This window comes from Caulobacter sp. GW821-FHT12F03, assembly GCF_058806855.1.
In genome coordinates this window covers 57183-75926 of the sequence record NZ_JBXAQC010000006.1, presented here as the reverse complement: position 1 = coordinate 75926, position 18744 = coordinate 57183, and the positions used below count along the sequence as shown (strand labels likewise).

The following is an 18744-nucleotide window of genomic DNA, read 5'->3' as shown; positions in this document are numbered from 1 at the left end:
ACCCGTTCAGAGCGGCGCGCACGCGGTTTCCAGCCAGGCGCGAACCTCGTCGCTGACCAGCGGCCCGATCAGCTCCAGCACCCGGGCGTGATAGCCGTCCAGCTGGGCGGTCTCCTCGTCGGTCAGCAGGTCGACGTCGATGCAGGCCCGGTCGATCGGAGCCCAGGTCAGGTTCTCGAACGCCAGCATCGGCCGCTCGCCGCCCGGCACGTCGACGGCCTCGGTGACGTACTGCAGGTTCTCGATGCGGATGCCGTATTCGCCCGGCTTGTAGTAGCCCGGCTCGTTGCTGAGGATCATGCCCGGGCGCAGGGCGACGCTGTTGGGGGCCTTGGCGATGCGCTGCGGGCCCTCGTGGACGCCGAGGTAGACGCCGACGCCGTGCCCGGTGCCGTGGTCGTAGTCGAGGCCGGCGTTCCACAGCGGCGCGCGGGCCAGTACGTCGAGCGCCGAGCCGGTCGTGCCGACCGGGAAGCGCACGCGGGCCAGATGCAGGTGGCCCTTCAGCACCAGAGTGAAGCGGTGCTTCATCTCGGCCGAGGGCGCGCCGATGGCCATGGTCCGGGTCACGTCCGTCGTGCCGTCGAGGTACTGGCCGCCGCTGTCGACCAGCAGCAGGGAGCCTTCGGCGCAGCGCTCGTTGCTGCGCTCGGTCGGGCGGTAGTGGGGCAGGGCGCCGTGGCCGTTGGCCGCGCCGATGGTGTCGAACGACAGGTCCTTGAGCGCGCCGGTCGCCTCGCGGAAGGCTTCCAGCCTGGCCACGGCCTCCTTCTCGTCGGGCGGGTTGATCTGCCCCTCGGTGGCGATCCAGTGGAGGAAGTTGGTCAGCGCCGCGCCGTCGCGGATGTGGGCGCGGGCCGTGCCGGCCAGCTCGACGGCGTTCTTGCAGGCGCGGGGCAGGGTGCAGGGGTCCATGCCCCGCAGCACCGTCGCCCCCTCGGCGGCGAGGGTGTCGAAATACCAGGCCGAGGACTGCGCCGGGTCGACCAGCACAGTCTTGCCCTTCAGCTCCGACAGCGCGGCGGCGAGGGCCTCGGGCGCCTCCAGCGTCACCTGGTTGCCGAGCCAGGCCGGCAGGTCGGGCGTCACCTTGGCGGGGTCGAGGAACAGCCGGGCCGCGCCATCCGAACGCAGGATCGCCTGGCCGATGGGCAGCGGCGAGCGGATCACGTCGCCGCCGCGGATGTTGAACAGCCAGGCGATCGAGGCGGGGGCGGTGATCACCGCGGCGTCGGCGCCATCCCGGGCCAGCGCCTCGCCGATGCGGCCGCGCTTGGCCGCGGATTCTTCGCCGGCGAATTCCAGCGGCTGGGGCACGACCGGGGCCGTGGGCTGGGCCGGGCGGCTCTGGCCCCAGGCGGCGTCGAGCGGGTTGGGATCGACCGGCTTCAGCGAGGCGCCGGCCTTCTCGGCGGCGGCGCGCAGGCCGGCCAGGGCGGCGGGGCTGTGAAGGCGGGGATCGTAGCCGACCACGGCGCCCTTGCCGGCCGTCTCGAGATAGGCGGGCACGCCGCCGTCGACGAGGTCGCGGATCTCGAACACGGACGAGTCGACCTGTTCGCGGACCTGCAGGGTGTAGCGGCCATCGACGAACACGGCCGCCCGCTCCCTGAAAATCACCGCCGCCCCGGCGGAGCCGGTGAAACCGGTGGCCCAGGCGAGCCGGTCATTGGCCTCGGGCAGGTATTCGTTCTGGTGTTCGTCCTCATGCGGGATGAGGAAGCCGTCGAGGCCCTGGGCCTGCATCGCGGCGCGGATCAGCGGCACGTGACGCGGGCCGAAGGTCGGGTCGGTCGATTCATCGAAGGTCTGGCGCATGGCGCTAACCTATTCATCCGGCGGCGGTCGCGCCACAGCGCGAAACAGATTGCTAACCGGCGCGCTCCACGGTTCCGCCATCAACCCACGTTCGTCGAGCGCCCATGACCTGTTGCACCGCCTCCCAGCCCGTTCCCATGTCACGCCGTCGCGCGCTCCAGGCCGTCGCGCTCGGCGCCGGCGTCAGCCTGCTCTCCATGCTGCCGCCGGGCGTGGCCAGGGCGGGCGGCCATACGGAAATGCTCCTGCTGACCTGCATGGACTTCAGGCTGGCCAACGAGATCGAGGCCTACATGGACGCCCGCGGCCTGCGGGACAAATACGACCATGTCGTCCTGGCCGGCGCGTCGCTGGGGGCGCTCAACGATCGCTTTCCCGCCTGGACCGAGGTGTTCTGGCAGCACCTCGATCTGGCGATCGAGCTGCACGAGGTCCATCGCGTGATGGTGCTCGACCATCGCGACTGCGGCGCCTACCGCATGATCCTTGGCGAGGCCTCGGTGAAGGACCCCGAGACAGAGCTGAAGAGCCACGTGAAGCAGCTCTACGCCCTGCGCTCGGCCATCCTCGCCAAACATCCGCACATGGAGGTCGAGATCGGCCTCATGGCGCTGGACGGCGCGGTCATGCAGATCGTCTGACCGCCTACTGCTGCGGCGGTTCAGTCGTCGGGGCCGGTTCCCTGCTGCGGTCGCTGGCGTTGGTCGCCGCGTCGCTGGCGCTCTGGGCCGCGCGATCAGCGGCGGCGCGGGCTTCGGCCGCGGCGTTGGCGGCGTCGGCCGAGGTGCGGGCGGCGGCTTCACTGGCGGCGTCACGAGCGACATCGAGCGTGGACTGGGCGCCGGCGAGGGCGCCTTCGGCGCGACCAAGGTCACGCGCCTGGGTGACGGCGGTCTCGTCCTGCTCGGGCGCGGTCTGGTTGGTGACCATGAAGGCGACGGCGATGATCGCCACCACGGCGACGAGCGCCGCGACGACCCAGGGCGTGGTGTTCGTGCCGCGGGGCCCGGCCGAACGGTTGTCGACGGGCGGCGGCGTTTGGGGATCGGTGTAGGTCATGGGCAGCCCTCCACGGGGATGAGCCCCCGACGGGCAGACAACGCCGCGCGGTAACTGCGGTTCCGGCTCAGCCCCGCTGCAGGACCAGCGTGGCCCACGCGTCGCGATGGATGCGGCGCACCACGCGGAAGCCCTTGGACAGATAGGCCGCCTTCACCCGGCGCTCCTGGGTCCGCAGCAGGCCGGACAGAATGGCCATGCCGCCCGGCTTCAGCGCGCCCTTGATGTCCTGGGCCAGGGCGACCAGCGGCGGGGCGAGGATGTTGGCGAACACCAGGTCGTAGGGCGCGTCCTGGCGCACCAGCCGGTGGTTCAGGCCCGAGGCGTGCACGAAGCGGGCCTTCGCGGCGTTCTCGACGGCGTTCTCGTTGGCGATACGCACGCTCGGACCGTCGATGTCGGTGCCGACGGCTTTTTTCGAGCCGGTGCGGGCGGCGGCGATGGCCAGCACGCCGGTGCCGCAGCCCACGTCGAGCACGCGGCCGAAGCGGCGGGACTTGAGCAGGTCGTCGTAGGCCTTCAGGCAGCCGGCCGTGGTGCCGTGGTGGCCCGTGCCGAAGGCCGCGCCGGCCTCGATCCGCAGCTTGACCGCGTTGACCGGGGCGCGGCCCGTGTCATGGACGCCGTAGACGAAGAACCGGCCCTCGCGCACCGGCGGCAGGCCGGACAGCGCCATGGCCAGCCAGTCGGCGTCGGCCAGGGCCTCGACGACGACCGTCAGGCCGCCCGAAGCGATCAGGCTGGCCTCGATGCCTTCGGCCTCCTCGGTGGAGGTCGGGAAGGCGTCGATGCGCCAGATGCCCCTGTCCTCGTCCTCTTCGAGGATCGAGTAGGTCGCGCCCTCCAGCATGGGATTGGCGTCGAGCGCTTCGGCGGCGGCTTCAGCCAGGGCGCGCGGGCCGCGGGCGATGATCTGGAGGGCTTGTTCGGTCATGGCGTCCCCTTAGCCTCAGGGACGCGCGACGTCACGCGGCCTTGCGGTCTTCCGTGCGGCGGCGGGTCGACTTGCGCGCGGCCTTGGCCGGTTTGGCGGGCTGCGCCCAGTCCGGCGCCATGCCCTCGCGCCAGCGCACGCAGCCCGGGGCCGACAGGTCGACGTCGAAGCGGCGCACGTGCGCGCGCTCGACGTTGTGCGCCGGCGGGGCCCAGGTTTTCAGCGCCTTGGCGACCAGCAGGCTGGCCGGGGCCAGGGCCTGCATCACGCCGCGCGACTTCGGGGCCCAGCCGAACGCCCGGCGCATCCGGCCGTGCGTGTAGAACACGCTGTTGGTCAGCACCGACTGGGGCGAGGAAAACTCGACCGAGATCGACACATTCAGATCGTCGCCGTTGACCACGCGGTGCGGCGAGTGCTGCGGCCAGAAGGCGGCCTGGCCGGGCTTCAGCGGCACCGGCAGGCCGTGGTCCTCGAACGCGGCGCTCCACGGCAGGTCGGACAGATTTTCCTTGAGCAGGATGGCTTCCAGCGCGGCCTCGGTGACGATCTCTTCGCGCGGCGGATAGACGTGGATCGTCTTGTGCCCGCGGATATGCCACAGCATCGTCTCGGCCGGATCGACGTGGAAGAAGATGCCCATGTTGGCGCTGGAGATCAGCACCGCCGCGTCGGCGGACAGGTGCGGCAGGCCGGTTTCCTTCGAGAATTCGCCCATCAGCTGGTCGAACACCACCTTGTAGCGCGGGTTCTTCGTCATCGCGCTGCGCGGCGAGACCCACAGGGTGCCGGTGCGGGCGGCCGTCACCAACTCCTCGCCCGACAGGCCGTTGGCCTCTCCGGCGATCCAGGTTTCGTCGGCCGGCGGGTTGGGCCGCATGGTGCAGATGGTCACCTCGTCGCGCGGATGCTCGTCGAGCAGGGTCGCCAGAGCCGCGTCGGTGAACAGGCCGGTCTGCTCCAGCCGGTGGTTGAAGCGCAGGATCTCCTTGCGGACGATCTTCTTCTGGTCGGTCGAAAGCGGCGGAAGAATGCGGTTGGTCATGCCCAATGTCCCAATGCGGCGCAGGTCGGAGCCTGCGCAGCAAGGGATTTGCCAGATTGGGGGATGTCGCGTCGGCAAACCCTCCACGTCATCCTGAGCAGCCGCGAAGCGGCGTGTCGAAGGACGCACGGACAGCCTGCGTGGTTCGACACGCGCCTTCGGCGCTGCTCACCATGACGTCGGAATGAGCCTACTGCCGCGGGCCACCCAGCAGACCCGTGCCGTCGACGTCGCGTGTGTCGGTCGACGGCCTGGACTTCGGCGGGAGCACCGTCGTGCCGGGTCTGCCCGGGGGCATCGGGGTGATGGACATCGGCTGGCCGAGGCCGGCCAGAATATCGCCATCGGCGCTGGGGTAGCGCACGGGCGTCGCCTCCGGCGCCGCGGCGGTCGCGCCCTGGCCTGCGGCGGCCTCGATGATGGCGTTGGCCCGGCTGGCGGCGTAGGGGCGCTGGTCCACGGCCGCGCCGTGGCCGAAGGCCATCGAACCGGCCAGCATCAGGGGCATGAGGATCATCGCGGTCTCCATCGCTTTGCGCAGGCAGAGCGCGGCAAACGGCGGATGGTTGCGCGGCGGTGTCCCGGGTGTCCCGGCGAGCGCCTGCTTCCGCCCTTGCGGCAGAAGGTGGCCTCCAGGGAGGAGCGCGGGGAGCGCGGGGACAGGTTATCCTGTCCCTTGGGGCTGGATAACCTGTCCTGTCCGGCGCCATCAGGGGACGGGACAAGCCGTCCCAAGCGACAGCTGGTCCAGTCCCCTGATCTTCGTACGCCTTCATCCAGCCATTCTACGGCCGCCTGACACGGCGTGGGCTCGGCGGGCGACGATTTGGGGCGGGTGTCTCGTGACTGTCCCGCCTTGTCCCGGGATTATCGGTCCCGGAAGTCCTCACCCCTTCTCGACGAACCCGTCGAGCACCTTCTTGGTCCCGGCCTTGTCGAAGTCGACGGTCAGCTTGTTGCCCTCGACGGCGGCGACCTTGCCGTAGCCGAACTTGATGTGGAACACGCGGTCGCCGCGCTTGAAGTCGCTGGCGGCGTAGCTTTCCGAGACGGCGACCAGCTTGCCTTCGCCTTCCAGCACCTGGGTGCGGCCGGCCGGGCCGCCGTGGTAGCCGCGCTCCTGGGCGCGCTTCCAGCCGGGCGAGGAGTAGCCGGCGCCGAACGTGCGGTCGTCGTCCCAGCGGCTGGAGGTCGGCTGGGCCATGCCCGGGCCGCCGCCGTAGTAGCCGGTCTCGCTGCTGGCCTCGACGTTGGCCAGCGGCAGTTCGTCGACGAAGCGGCTGGGCAGCTGGCTGGTCCAGCGCCCGTAGACCATGCGGTTGGCGACGAAGCTGATGCGCGCCTCCTCGCGGGCGCGGGTGACGCCGACATAGGCCAGGCGGCGTTCCTCCTCGAGGCCCTTCTCGCCCTTCTCGTCCATGCTGCGCTGGCTGGGGAAGACGCCTTCCTCCCAGCCCGGCAGGAAGACCAGTGGGAACTCCAGCCCCTTGGCCGCGTGCAGCGTCATGATCTGCACCGCGTCGTCGCCCCGGCCGCGGTCGAGGTCCATGACCAGCGAGACGTGCTCCAGGTAGTCGCCCAGGGTATCGAAGGCGGCCATGGCCTGGACCAGTTCCTTGAGGTTCTCCAGCCGGGTCTGGCTGGTCGGTCCCTTGTCGAGGCGCAGGGCGTCGGTGTAGCCGCTCTCCTCGAGGATCACCTCGGTCAGGCGGTCGTGGTGCACACCCGTCGCCGACTGGTGACTCCAGCGGTCGAGGTCGCGGATGAAGTTGGCCAGGGCCGTGCGGGTGCGGGCCGCCAGCTCGTCGGTCTGGACGATGCCGCGCGCCGCCGTCACGGCCGAGACGCCGCCGCCGCGGGCGATCTGCAGGATCTTCTGCACCGTGGTGTCGCCGATGCCGCGCTTCGGCACGTTGATGATCCGCTCGAAGGCCAGATCGTCGTCCGGCGACTGGACCAGCCGCAGGTAGGCGTGGGCGTCGCGGATCTCGGCCCGCTCGAAGAAGCGCGGCCCGCCGACCACCGTGTAGGGAATCTGCAGCATGACGAAGCGCTCTTCGAACGCCCGCATCTGGAAGCTGGCGCGCACGAGGATGGCGGCGTCGCGGTACTTGCGGCCGCTCTTCTTCCAGCGCTCGATCTCCTCGGCGACGAGCCGGCTTTCGGCCTCGCCGTCCCAGACGCCGCGCACGCGGACCTTTTCGCCGCCGTCCTGCTCGGTCCACAGGGTCTTGCCGAGCCGGCCCTTGTTGACCGCGATCAGGCCGCTGGCGGCGGCGAGGATATGACTGGTGGAGCGGTAGTTGCGCTCCAGTCGGATCACCGCCGCGCCCGGGAAGTCCCGCTCGAAGCGCAGGATGTTGTCCACCTCCGCCCCGCGCCAGCCGTAGATCGACTGGTCGTCGTCGCCGACGCAGCAGACGTTCTGCCGCTTCTGCGCCAGCAGCCGCAGCCAGAGGTACTGGGCGACGTTGGTGTCCTGATATTCGTCGACGAGAATGTAGCGGAAGCGGTCGTGATATTCCGCAAGAACGTCAGGGTATTGCTGGAATATCGTCAGGTTGTGCAGCAACAGGTCGCCGAAGTCGCAGGCGTTCAGCACCCGCAGCCGCTCCTGGTACATCCGGTACAGCTGCTGGCCGCGGTTGTTGGCGAACACCGCGCCTTCCGAGGGCGGCAGCCGGTCCGGCGTCCAGCCGCGGTTCTTCCAGTGATCGATCAGGCCCGACAGCGTCTTGGGCGTCCAGCGCTTGGCGTCGATGTTCTCGGCCTGGAGGATCTGCTTGATCAGCCGTTCCTGGTCGTCGTCGTCGAGGATGGTGTAGCTCGACTTGAGGCCGACCAGCTCGGCGTGGCGGCGCAGGATCTGGGCCGCCACCGAGTGGAAGGTGCCCAGCCAGCGCAGGCCCTCGGCCTGCGGGCCGATGATGTGGGTGATCCGCTCGCGCATCTCGCGCGCGGCCTTGTTGGTGAAGGTGACCGCCAGCAGCTCCCACGGCCGGGCCCGGCCGCTGGCGAGGATGTGCGCCAGGCGGGTGGTCAGTACGCGCGTCTTGCCCGTGCCGGCGCCGGCCAGCACGAGTACGGGCCCGTCGACGGCCTCCACGGCCGCCCGCTGTTCGGGGTTCAGGCCGTCGAGATAGCCGGGCGCGGCGTCGACGCGGGCGAGGTCGCTGATACGGGTCTGGGGCAGGGGAGAGTCGGACATTTGGAACATATGTAGCACACGATGCGCCGGGCTTAAGCGGAACCGGCAGCGATCGGGCGCCGTTATCCGGATCACATCCAATCCGGAAGGAAACTCCAATGGCCGATCAATCCTCCTCCAGCGGCGGCGTGCCCGTGCTGGCCTTCATCGTCGGCGGTCTCGTGGTGGTCGTCGCGATCGTCGCCTTCATGATCTATTCGGGCCAGTCGCCCGTTCCGGCGAAGTCCGTCGACGTCAAGATCGAGGCCCCGCAGCTGCCCGACGCCCCGCTGCCCAAGCCGTAGCGAGACCAAAGCGACGGATCGGCGACGGTCCGGCGTTAATCCTCTGAAGGCGGGAGCCGGGATGACCGGTCGACAGTCGTTCCGGCCGGTCTTGCCGCAGCGCCTGGCTCCCGTCTTTGCTTGGTCCTGATCACTCCTCCCCTCGCAGAGGAGAGGGGGACCACACGCAGCGTGGTGGAGGGGGCGGCGGCGCCGTCATCGGACATTTCTGAAGCACGCCGTCGGCCGGCAGCCGACTTCATTTCTTTCCGGATGCTTCGGCTCTGCCCCTCAGTCAGGCTCCGCCTGACAGCTCCCCGCGAGCGGGGAGCAACGACGCACTTTCCAGCGCGAACACCCGGCAGGCGCTCGCCAGCGGGCGTTCGCCGCGCCCGTCGTCGATGCGCGCGATCAGGCCGGACAGGCTGACGCCGTCCGCCGCCGCCGCCGCATCCAGCACAGCCCAGAACTCCGGCTCCAGCGCCAGCGAGGTGGCGTGTCCGTGCAGGTTGACCGAGCGCTTCTTCAGGAGGCCGGTCACGTATCGCGCTTGCTGCCGTCGAGGTCGCGTTCGGCCTTCTCGCGCTCGGCCTGGACACGGGTCTGTTCGGCCTTGGAGCGACCGAAGCGCACGCGGTTTTCGGCCGCCGTGGCCTTGGCCTCGGACTTCGCCTTGGCCTTGCGGAAGCGGTTCAGGTTGACGGGCTCGGTCATTGGCCGGCCGGGCGGACGATCAGGGTCGACTGCAGGCGCAGCGGCTTTCCCCGGGTCAGGGCCACCGGCGCGCGGCCCGGCCAGACGCAGTTCTGCATCGACGGCTCGCGGCGCAGGATCCACAGGCTTATCGGCCGGCCGTCGACCTTGCAGGCCATGCCGACGGCCCACTTTGACAGGCCCGGCTGTCCCGGCCAGGAGAAGCCCATGGCGGGGCCGGCCGTGACCGGCGTCGCCTGGGGCGTGACCGCCTTGCCGGCCGAGCCGAACACCAGCCTGTCGGGCGCCACCAGCCGCACGGCGAACCCGCCATAGCCCTTGGCGTCGTCGCTGCCGCCGAGCGACAGGCCGTCGACCAGCGGGGTGAGGGTGGTCTCGATGTCGATGCGCCGGGCGCCGTCCTTGAGCGGCTGGATGCGCACCCTGGTCACCTCGCGGGCGACGAACAGCAGCTCGGGCCGGCTGTTGACGATCCAGTCGACCTGCAGGGTCAGCACGCCCGCGCCGTTGGATTCGCCGCCGAAGTTGGTCTGCTTCACGAAGAAGGTCAGGCCCTTCATGGCCCAGCCGTCGGCGACCGTCTCGTCGCCGAGCCGCACCTGCCGCCAGGCCCAGAACACCCCGCGCTGCTCGGGCAGGACCGCCGGCCGGTCCTCGGTCAGGATCGTGCCGTCCGGGGCGTAGAGCGGGTGGATGTAGTTCAGCCGGCCGGGCTCGACCGCAGGGTCGGACGGCTTGGTGCGGTAGAACAGCACCGGCTGGTCGCTGTCGGTGATGGTCACGCCATCGGGGCCGATGCTGGCGTCCAGGCCCGGGCGGGCGAGGGCGGCGGCGGGAACCAGGGCGAGCAGCGCCGCGACGAGGAGGGCCTTCATGCAGAAACCTTCAGCAAACCGGAGACGGGACTGAACAAGAACGACGGTCGACGCGCAACCGCCTGCGGGCTGTACCCGTTAGTTGGCCAAGGCGGGGCGCCCCTTTGATGACCGGAGACAATACCATGATCGACGCCTCTCTCATTCGCGAACATCTCGAAGTGGTCGGCTCGGACGACAAGCACGTCGGCAAGGTCGACAAGGTGATGGGGACCGACATCGAACTGGCCAAGTTCGACCTCGGCGCGGGCTTCAAGCACCACCTGATCCCCACGTCCTGGGTCGATTTCGTCGATGACGAAAAGGTCCACCTGAACGTGACCGCCGACGCCGCCAAGGCCGCCTGGCGCGAGAAGCACTAGCCCGTTCCCGATCCGCTCATCCCGGCGAAGGCCGGGATCCGGATGCAGTTCCGGTCTCGGGCAGGCGCCCACAGACCGGACTCCTGTGATCTGGGCCCCGGCCTTCGCCGGGGCGAGCGGGGAGGGGATGTCCCTCGGGACGAGGGGTTTTCGTTGGAATCCGCCGCGAGGATGGCTATCAACCGCGCCTTCACGCGTTGAAAGCCGACCGACATGAGCGACACCCCTCCCGACCGCCTCGCCACCAACCCGAAGAGCCCCTTCTACGACGCGGCGATTCTCGAGCGGGGCGTGGGCATCCGCTTCAAGGGCGAGGAAAAGACCAACGTCGACGAGTACTGCGTCAGCGAGGGCTGGGTGCGGCTGACGGTCGGCAAGACCCTCGACCGCCACGGCAATCCGATGACCGTGAAGCTGCAGGGAACCGTCGAGCCCTATTTCCGCGATATCGCCTGACGCTTTAGACCGGTGGCCGCGGGCCGCTGACGGTGGTCAAATGCGGCCATGGCGCGGGGCAGGTCACTTCTGGGCGGACTTCTGATCGGCGGCGTCGTGCTGACCGCGCTATCGGCCGTGCCCTCGCCGCCGTGGGTCCAACGCGCCGACCTTCTGTCCGCGCCGCAACCGCTGGCGCCGCCGACCCAGCAGCAGCTGTTGCGCGCCGACATTGATGAACTGGGCCATGCCTTCGACGGCCAGGCCGGCATCGCGGTGCTCGACGTCGCCGACGGCTGGTCGGTCGACTTCAACGGGCGGGCCCATCTGCCGCAGCAGAGCGTCAGCAAGCTGTGGGTGGCGATCACCGTGCTGAACGCCATCGACCGCGGCGACTTCAGGCTCGACGACACGGTGGTGATTCACCGGGAGGACCTCAGCGTCTTCCACCAGCCGTTGCGCGACAAGGTCGGGCCGGGCGGCTACCGCGCCAGCATCGCCCAGCTGCTCGCCGCCGAGATCCAGCAAAGCGACAACGCCGCCAACGACGCCCTGATCCGCAAGGTCGGCGGACCGTGGGCCGTGCAGGTGGCCATCGTCAGCAAGTCGCTCGGCGAGATTCGCTTCGGGCCCGGCGAGAAGGAGATGCAGACGCGCGCCGCCGGCCTGACCTGGAAACCGGAATACAGCTTCGGCCGGACCTTCTGGGAAGACCGCGACAAGCTGCCGGCGGCGCAACGCCGCGCGGCGCTGGAGGCCTATCTCGCCAACCCGCCGGACGCCGCCAGCCCGCTGGACATCGTCGACACCCTCGGCCGGCTGCAGCGCGGCGAGTTGCTGTCGCCGGAGTCGACCGCCTACCTGCTGCGCCTGATGGCCGGCACCGAGACCGGCGCGGGGCGGCTGAAGGGCGGCCTGGCCCCGGGCTGGACCCTTCAGCACAAGACCGGCACCGGCCAGGTCATGGGATCACTGGCCACGGGCCAGAACGACGTCGGCCTGCTGACCGCGCCGGACGGGCGGGTCTATGCGGTGGCGGTGATGATCGGCCAGACCCGTGAACCGTTCGAGGCGCGGCAGGAACTGATGCGGGCCGTGGCCCGGGCGGTGATCGCCCGCCACCCCTCGCCGCCGCCGCCGCAGGCCGCGCCATGAGGCGGGTCCTGGCGGGTCTGACCGGTCTCGCCCTCCTGGCGGGCGCGACCACGGCCGACGCCCGCGGCTGGGTCTGGATCAGCCAGACGGCCGGCCGCGACCCCGTCGCCGCCATCGGCGACGATCACGGCTCAAGTCTCAGCGTCACCTGTCTGGGCGGTCCCCGGCCGACCTATGTGCTGGTCATCGACGGGCCGATGGCCGGCCTCAGGCCCGGGCGCGGCCTGCTGACGGTGATCGAGGGGCGACGCCCGGTCGCCCTGCGGCTCGACGGGGTCCGGCTGCCCTATCGCGGGGTGGTGCAGCGGACCGGCCGGGGCGATGACCGCGCTGTGCTGCAGGCGATACAGGCCCTCTACGAGGCGAAGGGCCCGATCGTCGTCTCCAGCGGCGCGTTCCGGTTCAGCGTCAGCTCGCTCGGCGTCCGCTGGGCCATGGCGCCGGTGATCCGCCGCTGCGGCGACCTGCCGACCCTTATCCGCCGGGCGCGGCCCTAGCCGGCCTCGGCCAGGGTCGGGAAGTCGGTGTAGCCCCGCGCGCCGCCGCCGTAGTAGCTCTGGCGCGGGGCGTCGGTCAGCGGGGCGTTGACGCGCAGCCGCTCGACAAGATCCGGATTGCCGATGAAGGCCCGGCCGAAGGCGACCATGTCGGCGGTGTTCTCCGCCCGCGCCTTCAGCGCCAGCTCGCGGTCATAGAGGTTGTTGGCGATGGTCACGCCCCTGAACAGGCGGCGGAGCTTCTGCAGGTCGAACGACGGCTCGCAGTCGCGGGATATGCCGGTGTCGCCCTCGACCAGGTCGAGCCAGCCGATGTTCAGCGCGTTCAGCTGCTCGACGACATGGGTGAACAGCGGCTCGGGGTCGCTGTCCCAGGCGTTGTAGGCGTGGCCGATGGGGGCGAGGCGGATCGCGACCCGCTCGGGGCCCCAGACGTCGACCAGGGCCTTGAGCACCTCGACGAGCAGCCGCGCGCGGTTCTCGATCGAACCGCCGTAGGCGTCGGTCCGGTGGTTGGTCATGTCACGCAGGAAGGCGTCGATCAGGTAGCTGTGGGCGGCGTGCAGCTCGACGCCGTCGAAGCCGGCGGCTTTCGCCCGCACGGCGGCCTGACGGTAGCTGTCGACGAGGCCCGGCAGTTCGGCGATGTCGAGCGCGCGGGCTTCCTCGTAGTCGGCGAAGCCCGTCTCGACGAACATCTGGCCCGGCTGCCTCATCGGGCTGGGGGCCACCGGCGCGCCGGCGCCGTTCGACAGGGTCGAGTGGCTCAGCCGGCCGGCGTGCCACAGCTGGCTGAAGATCAGCCCGCCCCTGGCGTGCACCGCGTCCGTCACCAGCTTCCAGCCGGTGATCTGGTCATCGTCCCACAGGCCGGGGCAGTAGGCGCCGCCGCGGCCGCCCGGGGTCACGGCCGTGGCCTCGGTGATCAGCAGGCCGGCCGAGGCGCGCTGGGCGTAGTATTCGGCCTGCAGCGGCCCGACCTTGCCGGCCATGTCCGCCCGGGTGCGCGTCAGCGGTGACAGGGCGATGCGGTTCTGCAGCCGCAGGCCGTTGAATTCACAGGGATCGAACAGGTCGGTCGTGGTCATGGCGCGGCTCCGGGCGAAGGCTTGGCGGCGACCCTGCCGCGTTCCGTCGCGACAGGCGCAAGCGGGAATCTGCCGGGTCGCGCCGCGCGTCCGGGAAGGCTCGGCAAGGCCAGACCGCCGCGCGGCGGGCGCGACATCAGCCCACCCGCCGGCGACTGCCTGCGAACACTCGAAGACCGGCCGCTTCCGGCAACGGGAAGTTCCGCCGATTCCTGATGAAGACTTCAAATTCGCCGCAATCCGGTGGCGCAGATGTAGACTATATTTCAGCTTCTATTGTTTCTGACAATTTGTCGCCACCGACGGAACAACAATAATATTGCGACGTTCAGCTAACAATCGCGGGGTCCCCCGTGAAGTAGTCTTGCATCGCGCGCCCCGGGCGCGCGTTTTGCTGCATGGAGGGCGTATATTGCTCAATTCGAAATTCCTGGCTCGCCGCACCGTATGGATGGCGACGTCGTCGCTGATGGCCTCGACGGCCGGCGCGGCCCTGCTCGCCATCGGCGGCCTGGCCCTGACGCCCGCGACGGCGCTCGCCGCCGACGAATGCGGCGTCGGCCCGTCCGTGGTCTGCACGCCCGCCGGCAATCCGTACGCCAACGGCATTTTCTACGTCCCGGCCACCGACTTCACGATCCAGATGCAGGACGGCGTGGCCGTCGACACCAGCGGATCGTTCGGCATCGGCCTGTTCGTGATCCAGGCCGGCCCGACCGAGACCATCACGGTTGACGCGCCCACCGGCGTGACCATCAACACGAGCGACACCGGGGCCTTTGGCGTGCTGCTCGCCACCAACGCCGGCGACATCACCGCGGACATCGACACCGTCACGACCTCCGGCGGCAACGCGGTCGGCGTGTTCGCCACCTCGGCCGACGGCGACATCGCTCTGACGACGTCCTCGATCACCACGCTCGGCGACGGCGCCACCGGGATCAACGCGACGACCAATACGGGCGACGTGACCGTCGTGTCCGACTTCGTCAGCACGCGCGGCGTGGCCGCCGGCGGCATCAACGCCACCAGCGACAACGGCGTCGTCAGCGTCACGTCGAACACCCTGAGCACCGACGGCGCGAACGCGGCCGGCATCACCGCCGCCAGCACGTTCGGCGCGACGACGGTCCGCAGCACGCGCGTCACGACCACGGGCGACAACGCCACCGGCATCCAGGCGTCGAGCAGCACCGGTCTCGCCCGTGTTGTCAGCGGCTCGGTGATCACCACCGGCGCCAACGCGACCGGCATCACCGTCAACCCCAACCACAGCGGCTCGGCCGACGTGACCAGCACCTCGGTCAGCGCGACCGGGGCCGGCAGCCAGGGCATCACCGCCTTCGGCGGCGACGGCGTGACCGTGACCGCGGGCAGCGTGACCGCCAATGGCGACGCCATTGTCGCCTCGACCCTGCCGGTCTTCATCTTCGGTACGCCGCTCCAGTCGGGCAACACGACGGTCAGCACGACCGGCGCGATCACCTCCAGCAACGGCTTCGCCATTGACGCCTACACCGCGCGCGGCTCGGTGGCGGTCACCACGGCGGCCGGCCAGGTCGTCACCGGCGGCGCCGGCGGCATCCGCACCCTGTCGCTGGGCGTGGGCGACGGCGGCGTTGACGGCGTCAACGACGGCAACATCACCATCACCAGCAACGGCTCGGTCGGCGTCAGCGGGACCCCGGTCGGCGGCGACGGCATCTCCGCCGCGATCGCCCAGCCGACGAGCGCCGGCCGGATCGCGATCACGGCCAACGCGATCTTCGCCACCGGCAACGGCGTCACGGTCGTCAACAACGGTACGGGCGCCACCGCGGTCACCACCACCGGCACGGTCACGGCCGGCGCGGACGGCATGAACATCGTCAGCAACGGCGCCTTCACCGTCGTCGCCGGCGGCGCGCTGACGGGCGGCGCGAACGGCATCCAGGCCAGCGGCGTCAACGGCGGCGTCGTCACGGTCAACGCCGGCGGCGTCGTGCGGGGTCTGGGGACGTCGGCGACGACCGCCGTCGTCGATGTCGCGAGCCCCGTCGGCCAGCGCGTCACGATCAACAACAACGGCACGATCCGGTCGACCAACGCCACCATCGCCGGCGCGGCCGGCGACCTCGCCATCCGGGCCCAGGACGGCAGCGTGACGGTCAACAACGCCGGCCGCATTGATGGCCGGATGGACTTCTCCGGCCTCGGCGCGGGCTCCAGCGTGACGGTCAACAACAGCGGCGCGGCCGGCTGGCACACCACCGGCCTGACCACCTTCAGCGGCGGCAACGACCTGCTGAACAACAGCGCGACGGGTCTGATCGCCACGAGCGGCGCGACGACCTTCAGCTTCGGACCCGACACCGGCGTCGCGCCCCGCGACGTGCTGACCAACGCCGGCCGCATCGTCGTCGGCGAGACGACCGGCGCCTCGACCCTGACGATCACGGGCCTCGAGCGCTTCAACAACAGCGGCCTGATCCTGCTGGGCAGCCTCAACGGAACGACCACCGACGGCCAGACCAACGACCGTCTGGTGATCAGCGGAACCGGCGGCGGCACGACGTTCGTCGGTTCGGGCAGCTCGGTCATCGCGCTCGACGCCTTCCTTGGCGCCGCCAGCCAGACCAACTGCTCCGCCGCGACCGTGGCCGACTGCGTCAGCCTTCCTGGCGGCGCTGTCTCCGGCGGCACGCTGCTGCGGGTGAACAACACCAACACCCTGCCGGGCGCCTTCAACCCGACCGGCATCGTGCTGGTCGACGCCTCGGGCGGCTCGATCGCGGCCGGGTCCTTCTCGCTGGACCCGACTTCCTCGGGCTACACCCTGCGCAACGGCGCCGGCGCCCTGGATACGGGCCTGTTCTTCTATCACCTGACCCCGGTCGGCACGACGCAGGTCGCCCTGGTCAGCGCGCCCGACAGTGAAGTGTTCGAGTTCGTCGGCGTCAGCCAGGCCGCCACCAGCGCCTGGTACACCGCCAACGGCGTGTGGTTCGACCGTCAGGCCGACCTGCGCGACGGCCTCGAAGGGCGCGGCCAGTCCGGCGCCGGCATCTGGATGAAGATCGTCGGCAGCCAGGCCGAGCGGGAACTCGCCCAGACCTATGCCGGGCCGGGCGGCCCGTTCGTGTTCGACACCGGCTATGAGCAGAGCACGGTCGCCGTCGTCGGCGGCATTGATCTGGTCCGCGGCGGTGGCGACACGTCGGCCTGGGTCCTCGGCGCCGACGTCGGCTACCTCGACACCGACGTGAATTTCGCCGGTTCGAACACCCAGGCCAGCCTGCAGGGCAACCTGTACGGCCTGTACGGCTCTTACGTCAGCGGCGGCCTGTTCCTCGACGCCAGCGTCACGGCGCTCGACCTCGACATGATCTACTCCATGCCGAGCGTCCCCGGCGCGCCGGGCACGACGACCCGGGCCAACGGCGGCGTTTCGTCCGTCGGCGGCCAGATCGAGGGCGGCTGGCGCATCGCGCTCGGCGAGCGCAGCTTCATCGAGCCCCTGGCCGGCGTCGCCTACGTCCGGACCTCGATCGACGACCTGACCGTGCCGGGCGGCGTCGTCGCCTTTGACGACACGACCAGTCTGCGGGCCAACCTCGGCGCGCGGATCGGCCATGTCGCCGAGTACGACATGTTCAAGGTCAAGACGACGGCGATCGCCCGTGTCTGGGACGAGTTCGACGGCGACGGCCAGACGACGCTGGTCAACGGCGGCCCCGACATCCTGGTCACCGACCAGTTCGAGGGCGTGTTCGGTGAAGTCGGCGGTGGTCTGGACGTGTTCAGCAAGGACGAACGCGTCTCCGCCTTCGTCAATGTGAACTACCGCTGGAACGACGCCTGGTCGGAAACGGCCGTCACCCTCGGCGGCCGCTACCGCTGGTAGGACATCCTTGCCGGGGCGGCGGCGTCAGTCGTCGCCCCGGCATCCTGTTTTAAGTCGCCGACCCTCTGTCCATTCCGCGACGGCAGGCCTGTAGCCTGTCGGGAATCAGAAACGACGGGGGAACGGTGCGATGGGCAAACGCCTGGCTTTGGGTCTGACGGCGGTCGCCGTCGTGGCCGCAGCGATCGGCGGGCTGGCCGTCGCCCAGGACATTCCCCGGGTCGGCTACCTCGGCCAGACCGGGCTGAACACCACCGGCCTGATCGGCGCGCCGCCCGCGCCCGGCTCGGTCGAGGCGGAGGCGGACCGCGCCATTTTCCGCGCCACCCGCGCCATGAAGGGCTCGCCGCGCTGGGACATGGCGGTCGCCGACTTCAATGAGCGGATGATCGTCAACAACATGAGCTGCGCCATCGGCGTGCAGATCAACCTGGCGACCATGCCGGCGACGACGAAGCTGATCCTCCACATGGCCCCGGACGTGACGCGGGCGGTCTACGGACCCAAGAAGGCCTACCTGCGGCCGCGGCCCTACAAGGTCGATCCGGGCGAGACCTGCGGCGCCCTGCCGGAAACCGAGGACAACTGGGACTATCCGTCCGGCCACGCCGCCTGGGGCTGGGCCGCGGGCCTGGTGTTCGCCGAGATGCTGCCCGGCCGGTCGGTGGCGATCCTCAAACGCGCCAGGGCCGTGGGCACGGGGCGCGCCATCTGCGGCGTGCACAACGCCAGCTCCGTCGACGCCGGCCAGATCATCGGCGCGGCGGTCGTCGCCGCCGAGCACGGCTCGCCCGAATTCCGCGCCGACCTCGAGGCCGCGAAGGCTGAACTGGCCGCCGCCGTGGCCGCCGGCCCCGCGCCGACCGGCTGCGAGGCCCAGGCCGCCGCGCTGGAAACACCGGCCTGGTAGGATTTGGGGACATGTGCCGACGGTATATGTCCCCGGCCGCAATGCGGGCTGCGCTCAGTTCCGGGGCGGCAGGAGTTCTGCCAGCCCTTCCCACTCGGGGTCCTCGAACACGCCGAAGTCGAGCGGGTATTCGGGATGGCTGCCGAGGGCCTCGTTCAGCGTTCGGAAGAAGGCCTCCGGATCGCGGGTGTAGTAGCGCCACTCCCGCACACCGCCGCCGGTGAGGCTGGCGACCTGGACGCCGTCGCCCCGCGCGTCGACGCTCGCCAGCAGGGCGTCCTCGAACGCGTCCTGCAGGCCGCTCTCGACATCGTCCGGCATGCCGTCTTCGTTGGCCGTCTCGCAGGACCAGCCGATCTGGACGAGATGGGGCCAGTCCGCCCGGGCGGCCGGGGCGGGCAGGTGCGAGCGGAACCGGACGATCATCGAGACGCCGTCTTCCGCCTCGGCCTCGCCGACGGTCCAGAGGTCATCGTCGAAGGGGCCGACCGCCATGGT

At 70.3% G+C, this 18744-nt stretch carries 19 protein-coding genes; 8 read left to right on the top strand and 11 right to left on the bottom strand.

Annotated elements, in window-relative coordinates; translation table 11 throughout:
* Positions 1-6 precede the first annotated feature (6 nt).
* Positions 7-1818, bottom strand: coding sequence for an aminopeptidase P family protein (locus AC1RN0_RS14375; protein ID WP_492788141.1), 1812 nt, complete (start codon positions 1816-1818; stop codon positions 7-9).
* Positions 1819-1955: 137 nt separating this feature from the next.
* On the opposite strand from AC1RN0_RS14375, the gene AC1RN0_RS14370 reads away from it, so the two are divergent.
* Positions 1956-2459 (top strand): carbonic anhydrase, encoded by a 504-nt coding sequence (locus AC1RN0_RS14370; protein WP_492788140.1) that lies wholly within the window; start codon positions 1956-1958, stop codon positions 2457-2459.
* A 4-nt stretch (positions 2460-2463) separates the two neighbouring features.
* On the opposite strand, the gene AC1RN0_RS14365 is transcribed toward AC1RN0_RS14370, so the two are convergent.
* The 5 genes from AC1RN0_RS14365 to AC1RN0_RS14345 all read right to left on the bottom strand — a co-directional run bounded on the left by AC1RN0_RS14365 (position 2464) and on the right by AC1RN0_RS14345 (position 8073).
* Positions 2464-2877, bottom strand: coding sequence for a hypothetical protein (locus AC1RN0_RS14365; RefSeq protein WP_492788139.1), 414 nt, complete (start codon positions 2875-2877; stop codon positions 2464-2466).
* Positions 2878-2944: 67 nt separating this feature from the next.
* Positions 2945-3811: a 50S ribosomal protein L11 methyltransferase gene (locus AC1RN0_RS14360; RefSeq protein WP_492788138.1), complete on the bottom strand. Its 867-nt coding sequence runs from the start codon at positions 3809-3811 to the stop codon at positions 2945-2947.
* 31 nt (positions 3812-3842) lie between these two features.
* Positions 3843-4856, bottom strand: coding sequence for a hypothetical protein (locus AC1RN0_RS14355; RefSeq protein ID WP_492788137.1), 1014 nt, complete (start codon positions 4854-4856; stop codon positions 3843-3845).
* A 190-nt stretch (positions 4857-5046) separates the two neighbouring features.
* A complete protein-coding gene (locus AC1RN0_RS14350; protein ID WP_492788136.1) occupies positions 5047-5373 on the bottom strand; it encodes a hypothetical protein in 327 nt (108 codons plus the stop codon).
* Between the two features lie 369 nt (positions 5374-5742).
* Positions 5743-8073 carry an ATP-dependent helicase gene (locus AC1RN0_RS14345; RefSeq protein ID WP_492788135.1) on the bottom strand — a complete coding sequence of 777 codons (2331 nt, stop codon included), beginning with the start codon at positions 8071-8073 and terminating at the stop codon, positions 5743-5745.
* 89 nt (positions 8074-8162) lie between these two features.
* Here AC1RN0_RS14345 and AC1RN0_RS14340 point away from each other — a divergent pair, with 89 nt between their 5' ends.
* On the top strand, positions 8163-8348 hold the full coding sequence (locus AC1RN0_RS14340) for a hypothetical protein (RefSeq protein WP_492788134.1): 186 nt from the start codon (positions 8163-8165) through the stop codon (positions 8346-8348).
* Between the two features lie 274 nt (positions 8349-8622).
* Here the strand turns inward: AC1RN0_RS14340 and AC1RN0_RS14335 are convergent, their stop codons facing one another.
* From AC1RN0_RS14335 to AC1RN0_RS14325, 3 genes are read right to left on the bottom strand one after another with little or no spacing between them, the layout of a single operon-like run.
* Positions 8623-8868, bottom strand: coding sequence for a ribbon-helix-helix domain-containing protein (locus AC1RN0_RS14335; RefSeq protein WP_492788133.1), 246 nt, complete (start codon positions 8866-8868; stop codon positions 8623-8625).
* The gene (locus AC1RN0_RS14330; protein ID WP_492788132.1) at positions 8865-9041 is read right to left on the bottom strand and encodes a DUF4169 family protein; all 177 of its coding nucleotides are present in this window, start codon (positions 9039-9041) and stop codon (positions 8865-8867) included. The genes AC1RN0_RS14335 and AC1RN0_RS14330 overlap by 4 nt, the downstream gene beginning before the upstream one ends.
* Positions 9038-9916 (bottom strand): DUF6807 family protein, encoded by an 879-nt coding sequence (locus tag AC1RN0_RS14325; protein ID WP_492788131.1) that lies wholly within the window; start codon positions 9914-9916, stop codon positions 9038-9040. Before AC1RN0_RS14325 ends, AC1RN0_RS14330 begins: the two co-directional genes overlap by 4 nt.
* 125 nt (positions 9917-10041) lie before the next feature.
* Between AC1RN0_RS14325 and AC1RN0_RS14320 the strand changes: the two genes are divergently transcribed.
* The 4 genes from AC1RN0_RS14320 (at position 10042) to AC1RN0_RS14305 (ending at position 12365) form a co-directional block, all read left to right on the top strand.
* Positions 10042-10278, top strand: a complete 237-nt coding sequence (locus AC1RN0_RS14320; RefSeq protein ID WP_492788130.1) for a DUF2171 domain-containing protein — start codon at positions 10042-10044, stop codon at positions 10276-10278.
* A gap of 213 nt (positions 10279-10491) precedes the next feature.
* Positions 10492-10734, top strand: coding sequence for a DUF3297 family protein (locus AC1RN0_RS14315; RefSeq protein WP_492788129.1), 243 nt, complete (start codon positions 10492-10494; stop codon positions 10732-10734).
* A 48-nt stretch (positions 10735-10782) separates the two neighbouring features.
* Positions 10783-11868 carry a serine hydrolase gene (locus AC1RN0_RS14310; RefSeq protein ID WP_492788128.1) on the top strand — a complete coding sequence of 362 codons (1086 nt, stop codon included), beginning with the start codon at positions 10783-10785 and terminating at the stop codon, positions 11866-11868.
* A complete protein-coding gene (locus AC1RN0_RS14305; RefSeq protein WP_492788127.1) occupies positions 11865-12365 on the top strand; it encodes a hypothetical protein in 501 nt (166 codons plus the stop codon). Before AC1RN0_RS14310 ends, AC1RN0_RS14305 begins: the two co-directional genes overlap by 4 nt.
* On the opposite strand, the gene AC1RN0_RS14300 is transcribed toward AC1RN0_RS14305, so the two are convergent.
* On the bottom strand, positions 12362-13453 hold the full coding sequence (locus AC1RN0_RS14300; protein ID WP_492788126.1) for an alkene reductase: 1092 nt from the start codon (positions 13451-13453) through the stop codon (positions 12362-12364). The two genes, AC1RN0_RS14305 and AC1RN0_RS14300, sit on opposite strands and share 4 nt — an antisense overlap.
* A gap of 412 nt (positions 13454-13865) precedes the next feature.
* On the opposite strand from AC1RN0_RS14300, the gene AC1RN0_RS14295 reads away from it, so the two are divergent.
* Positions 13866-17336: an autotransporter domain-containing protein gene (locus tag AC1RN0_RS14295; RefSeq protein ID WP_492788125.1), complete on the top strand. Its 3471-nt coding sequence runs from the start codon at positions 13866-13868 to the stop codon at positions 17334-17336.
* A 130-nt stretch (positions 17337-17466) separates the two neighbouring features.
* Positions 17467-18246 carry an acid phosphatase gene (locus tag AC1RN0_RS14290; protein ID WP_492788124.1) on the top strand — a complete coding sequence of 260 codons (780 nt, stop codon included), beginning with the start codon at positions 17467-17469 and terminating at the stop codon, positions 18244-18246.
* 54 nt (positions 18247-18300) lie between these two features.
* Here the strand turns inward: AC1RN0_RS14290 and AC1RN0_RS14285 are convergent, their stop codons facing one another.
* Positions 18301-18741: a DUF695 domain-containing protein gene (locus AC1RN0_RS14285; RefSeq protein ID WP_492788123.1), complete on the bottom strand. Its 441-nt coding sequence runs from the start codon at positions 18739-18741 to the stop codon at positions 18301-18303.
* Between the last annotated feature and the right edge of the window lie 3 nt (positions 18742-18744).

Excerpts from the sequence above, each read along its gene's own strand:
- AC1RN0_RS14365 (WP_492788139.1), bottom strand. The coding sequence starts at position 2,877 with ATGACCTACACCGATCCCCAAACGCCGCCGCCCGTCGACAACCGTTCG.
- AC1RN0_RS14350 (WP_492788136.1), bottom strand. The coding sequence starts at position 5,373 with ATGATCCTCATGCCCCTGATGCTGGCCGGTTCGATGGCCTTCGGCCAC.
- AC1RN0_RS14355 (WP_492788137.1), bottom strand. The coding sequence starts at position 4,856 with ATGACCAACCGCATTCTTCCGCCGCTTTCGACCGACCAGAAGAAGATC.
- AC1RN0_RS14315 (WP_492788129.1), top strand. The coding sequence starts at position 10,492 with ATGAGCGACACCCCTCCCGACCGCCTCGCCACCAACCCGAAGAGCCCC.
- AC1RN0_RS14325 (WP_492788131.1), bottom strand. The coding sequence starts at position 9,916 with ATGAAGGCCCTCCTCGTCGCGGCGCTGCTCGCCCTGGTTCCCGCCGCC.
- AC1RN0_RS14360 (WP_492788138.1), bottom strand. The coding sequence starts at position 3,811 with ATGACCGAACAAGCCCTCCAGATCATCGCCCGCGGCCCGCGCGCCCTG.
- AC1RN0_RS14300 (WP_492788126.1), bottom strand. The coding sequence starts at position 13,453 with ATGACCACGACCGACCTGTTCGATCCCTGTGAATTCAACGGCCTGCGG.
- AC1RN0_RS14345 (WP_492788135.1), bottom strand. The coding sequence starts at position 8,073 with ATGTTCCAAATGTCCGACTCTCCCCTGCCCCAGACCCGTATCAGCGAC.
- AC1RN0_RS14320 (WP_492788130.1), top strand. The coding sequence starts at position 10,042 with ATGATCGACGCCTCTCTCATTCGCGAACATCTCGAAGTGGTCGGCTCG.
- AC1RN0_RS14370 (WP_492788140.1), top strand. The coding sequence starts at position 1,956 with ATGTCACGCCGTCGCGCGCTCCAGGCCGTCGCGCTCGGCGCCGGCGTC.
- AC1RN0_RS14375 (WP_492788141.1), bottom strand. The coding sequence starts at position 1,818 with ATGCGCCAGACCTTCGATGAATCGACCGACCCGACCTTCGGCCCGCGT.
- AC1RN0_RS14290 (WP_492788124.1), top strand. The coding sequence starts at position 17,467 with ATGGGCAAACGCCTGGCTTTGGGTCTGACGGCGGTCGCCGTCGTGGCC.
- AC1RN0_RS14305 (WP_492788127.1), top strand. The coding sequence starts at position 11,865 with ATGAGGCGGGTCCTGGCGGGTCTGACCGGTCTCGCCCTCCTGGCGGGC.
- AC1RN0_RS14285 (WP_492788123.1), bottom strand. The coding sequence starts at position 18,741 with ATGGCGGTCGGCCCCTTCGACGATGACCTCTGGACCGTCGGCGAGGCC.
- AC1RN0_RS14310 (WP_492788128.1), top strand. The coding sequence starts at position 10,783 with ATGGCGCGGGGCAGGTCACTTCTGGGCGGACTTCTGATCGGCGGCGTC.
- AC1RN0_RS14340 (WP_492788134.1), top strand. The coding sequence starts at position 8,163 with ATGGCCGATCAATCCTCCTCCAGCGGCGGCGTGCCCGTGCTGGCCTTC.
- AC1RN0_RS14330 (WP_492788132.1), bottom strand. The coding sequence starts at position 9,041 with ATGACCGAGCCCGTCAACCTGAACCGCTTCCGCAAGGCCAAGGCGAAG.